The sequence below is a fragment of the Stenotrophomonas sp. STEN029 genome (assembly GCF_056760015.1).
This window is the reverse complement of record NZ_JBRREC010000163.1, coordinates 1-3300: the sequence shown is the minus strand read 5'-3', so window position 1 is coordinate 3300 and position 3300 is coordinate 1. Positions and strand designations below refer to the sequence as shown.

At 65.3% G+C, this 3300-nt stretch carries 5 protein-coding genes; 3 read left to right on the top strand and 2 right to left on the bottom strand.

Features of this window, described 5'->3' with window-relative positions:
* Window positions 1-123: 123 nt before the first annotated feature.
* Window positions 124-513, bottom strand: a complete 390-nt coding sequence (locus ACVOLI_RS20325; protein ID WP_481550534.1) for a DUF4124 domain-containing protein — start codon at window positions 511-513, stop codon at window positions 124-126.
* 82 nt (window positions 514-595) lie between these two features.
* Here ACVOLI_RS20325 and pssA point away from each other — a divergent pair, with 82 nt between their 5' ends.
* Genes pssA through rimI form a run of 3 tightly spaced genes read left to right on the top strand, consistent with a single transcriptional unit; the run spans window position 596 to window position 2336 of the window.
* Window positions 596-1375: a CDP-diacylglycerol--serine O-phosphatidyltransferase gene (gene pssA / locus ACVOLI_RS20320; RefSeq protein ID WP_481550536.1), complete on the top strand. Its 780-nt coding sequence runs from the start codon at window positions 596-598 to the stop codon at window positions 1373-1375.
* 56 nt (window positions 1376-1431) lie between these two features.
* Complete coding sequence (locus ACVOLI_RS20315) at window positions 1432-1854, top strand: alanine acetyltransferase (RefSeq protein ID WP_481615761.1); 423 nt, start codon at window positions 1432-1434, stop codon at window positions 1852-1854.
* The gene (gene rimI / locus ACVOLI_RS20310; RefSeq protein WP_481615760.1) at window positions 1851-2336 is read left to right on the top strand and encodes a ribosomal protein S18-alanine N-acetyltransferase; all 486 of its coding nucleotides are present in this window, start codon (window positions 1851-1853) and stop codon (window positions 2334-2336) included. Before ACVOLI_RS20315 ends, rimI begins: the two co-directional genes overlap by 4 nt.
* A gap of 12 nt (window positions 2337-2348) precedes the next feature.
* Here the strand turns inward: rimI and ACVOLI_RS20305 are convergent, their stop codons facing one another.
* On the bottom strand, window positions 2349-3173 hold the full coding sequence (locus tag ACVOLI_RS20305) for an EamA family transporter (RefSeq protein ID WP_481615759.1): 825 nt from the start codon (window positions 3171-3173) through the stop codon (window positions 2349-2351).
* Window positions 3174-3300 lie beyond the last annotated feature (127 nt).

The window sequence follows — 3300 nt, the reverse complement described above, 5'->3', positions numbered from 1 at the left end:
CGCCTTCAGTCGCCCGACACCGGCAGAACCCACGCGTCGTATGAATTCTCGGGGTGTTATTTTTATTTTAATACAAAACCACCCCCCTAAGCCCAACCCCGGTTTTGCCTGTCAGTTACCAGCTCAGTCCTTCGGCGCAGGCTTGCAATAGACCGCAGCTGCCGCCTCGGCCAGCTGCTTCTGTGCCGCGCGCTGGGCGTCATCCAGCGGAGCGCCCGGCTTGCCATCGGCACCAACGCCCTGGCTGACTGGACCATTGCCGTTCAGCAATTGCAGATTCCTGCGTGCACCCAGGCACTGTTCGGATTCGCCGGCTTCGGCTGAAACCTCTGGCTCGGCGACAGAAGCACCGCTGGCGGTGATGCGGCGGGTTTCGAACTGCTTGCCGGCCGGCGGTCGCTCGGAATACTGGGTGACGCCATTGGCGTCCTTCCACTTGTACAGATTGGCCGCGCTGGCGGTGGCAGCGGTGCCGAGCAGGAGCAGGCAGCAGAGGCGTGGCAGGGTGAGCATGGCAACTCCAGGCACCGGAACAGGGCAGGCAGCGATTGCAGCACCCGGTGACGCGGCTGGCAAGTCGATTAAACTGGCGGGTATGGACGAATTGAGACCACCACCGCGTTCGCGCAGCATCTACCTGCTCCCGAACCTGTTTACCACCGCCGGGCTGTTTGCCGGGTTCTACGCGATCATTGCCGCCTCCAACGGGCAGTTCGTCAACGCCAGCGTCGCTGTGTTCGTGGCTGCGGTCATGGATGGGTTGGATGGCCGGGTTGCGCGTTTGACCGGAACCAGCAGCGAATTTGGCGTGCAATACGACTCGCTGGCCGATCTGGTCAGTTTCGGCATGGCGCCGGCACTGGTGATGTACCACTGGGCCCTGTCCTCTCTGAAGTTCGATGGCGACGTGCTGGGTCGGGTCGGCTGGTCGGCGGCCTTCCTGTATGCGGCCTGCGCGGCGCTGCGCCTGGCCCGTTTCAATACCCAGGTCGGCACCGTCGACAAGCGCTGGTTCGTTGGCCTGGCCAGCCCGGCCGCCGCCGGTTTGATGATGTCCTTCGTCTGGGCCTTCGCCGACGGCACGCTGGGCTGGAGCGGAGAGGAACTGCGCTACGTGGCCTTGGGCGTGACCATCGTCGCCGGCCTGCTGATGGTCAGCCGGATCCGCTTCTGGAGCTTCAAGGGCGGCAATGAAAAGGGCCCGCGTTCGGAACGCGTGCCGTTCGTGGTGCTGGCTTTGGTGCCTATCGTCATTTCCATCGTGGTGCTGGACCCGGCGCGGACCTTGTTGGTGGTCGGCGTGATCTATGCGCTGTCCGGCCCGGTGATGTGGCTGTTGCAGCGCTGGCGGCAGCCGGCCGGCAAGGTGCAGTGATCGGTTTCTCGCCCGAGCCGGTGTGGACCCCCGAGCAGCAGGCATGGCTGCAGGCGATGGGCTACACCGTTTATCTGGAAGGCGGCGCGCTGGATGCGCCGCCAGTCGTTGCTGCGCCAGCCTTTGATACCGCTACGGTAGCGGTGGAGCGGGCGGCACCGCCGCAGAGCACGGTGACCAAGCCGGTTGCTGTTGCCCCGCCGCGTGAAGTGGCCGCAAAGGCACCGCAGGCACCGAGCACTGCACCCGCGCCGGTATCCGTTGCCGGCGCAGCGGGTAGTGTTCGTCGCAGCGGCGGCTTGGGGATGCCCGACCGCCTGCAGATCGCCTTGTTGCGTGCCTCCGGCTGCAATCCCAACGAGCCGGAAACGCGGGCGCTGATGGACAGTTGGCCCTTGGCCGAGCTGCGTGCCGATCCAGCCGCCAAGCGCGCGCTGTGGCCGCAGCTGCGCAGTCTGCGGCGGAAAGCACGGCAATGACCGCGCCGGGCTCGGTCCTGCGTCCCATGCATGAAGGGGACCTGGATGCGGTGATGGAAGTGGAGCTGCGCGCCTATCCGTTCCCGTGGACGCGCGGCATCTTCCAGGATTGCCTGCGCGCCGACTACCCGTGCCGGGTGTTGGTGCAGGATGACGGCATTGCCGGCTATGCCGTGCTCAGCATTGCCGTCGATGAGGCGCACGTACTCAACGTATGTGTTGACCCGTTATGCCAATCGCGCGGCTACGGCCGACGCTTGTTGCGCGAGTTGGTGCGGGTTGCACGGCAACGCGGCGCGTTGCGGGTGTTCCTGGAAGTGCGGCCGTCCAATACCTCGGCCATCGCGCTGTACCACAGCGAAGGCTTCAACGAGATCGGCCGCCGCCCGCGTTACTACCCGACCGCGACCGGGCGCGAAGACGCACTGGTGATGGCGATGGAGCTGGTGGACGACGACATCAGCGTGATGCCGCCGCTCTGAGCGCTGCGTTGGCTATGCCAGCCGCAACAGCACCACACCGGCGATGATCAGCGCTGCGGCGAGCAGGCGCTTGCGGCTGATGTGTTCTTTCAACAGCAATGCCGAGATCAGCAACGCGAACAGGATCGAGGTTTCGCGCAGTGCGGCGATCACCGCGACCGGCGCGATGGTCATCGCACACAGTGCAATCGCATACGACGCGGTGGTGCCGATACCGCCGACCAGCCCGCGCTGCCAGTTGCCGCGCAGATAGCTGCCCAGCTGCCGGCGGCGGGCGAACAAGGCCCAGATCGGCAGCGGCAAGCCGGATAGCAGGAACAGCCACAGCGTGTAGCTCAAGGCGTTACCGGACAGTCGTGCGCCCTGTGCGTCGACCAGCGTGTAGGTTGCGATCACCATGGCGATGTACAGCGGCAGGCGGAGGTTACGTGCCCTGCTGCTGCCGGCCATGCACAGGATGCCGGCACTGATCAGCGCGATACCGCTCCAGGCATTGCCGGACAAGCGCTCGTTGAACAGCCAGGTGCCGACAATGGCGACCAGCAAGGGCGCGCAACCACGCATCAGCGGGTAGGACAGGCTCATGTCGGCGCGGTGATAAGCGCGGGCGACCAGCACGTAGTAGCCGGTTTGAAGGATGGCTGATGCGGCGAGCCAGGGCAGGCTTGCTGCGGCGGGGGCTGGCAGCCAGGGCAGGGCGATGGCGGACAGGACGGCAGCCCAACCGGTGACCAGAATCGTGGTCAGCAGCTTGTCGCCGCCCAGTTTGACGATTGCGTTCCAGCTGGCGTGGAGCAGGGCGGCGAACAGGACGGCGCAGAAGATGCCGAGGGACATTGGGTTCGGTCGTTGGGGTGCTGGGGCAGGGTAGCCGGGTTTGGTGGAGTGTTGCGGGAAGATGAAAGCCCAAAAGCCCAAAAGCCCAAAAGCCCAAAAGCCCAAAAGCCCAAAAGCCCAAAAGCCC

What these genes read in the sequence shown, in the direction of transcription:
- ACVOLI_RS20305 (WP_481615759.1), bottom strand. Translation starts at nt 3,173, where the DNA reads ATGTCCCTCGGCATCTTCTGCGCCGTCCTGTTCGCCGCCCTGCTCCAC.
- pssA (WP_481550536.1), top strand. Translation starts at nt 596, where the DNA reads ATGGACGAATTGAGACCACCACCGCGTTCGCGCAGCATCTACCTGCTC.
- rimI (WP_481615760.1), top strand. Translation starts at nt 1,851, where the DNA reads ATGACCGCGCCGGGCTCGGTCCTGCGTCCCATGCATGAAGGGGACCTG.
- ACVOLI_RS20325 (WP_481550534.1), bottom strand. Translation starts at nt 513, where the DNA reads ATGCTCACCCTGCCACGCCTCTGCTGCCTGCTCCTGCTCGGCACCGCT.
- ACVOLI_RS20315 (WP_481615761.1), top strand. Translation starts at nt 1,432, where the DNA reads ATGGGCTACACCGTTTATCTGGAAGGCGGCGCGCTGGATGCGCCGCCA.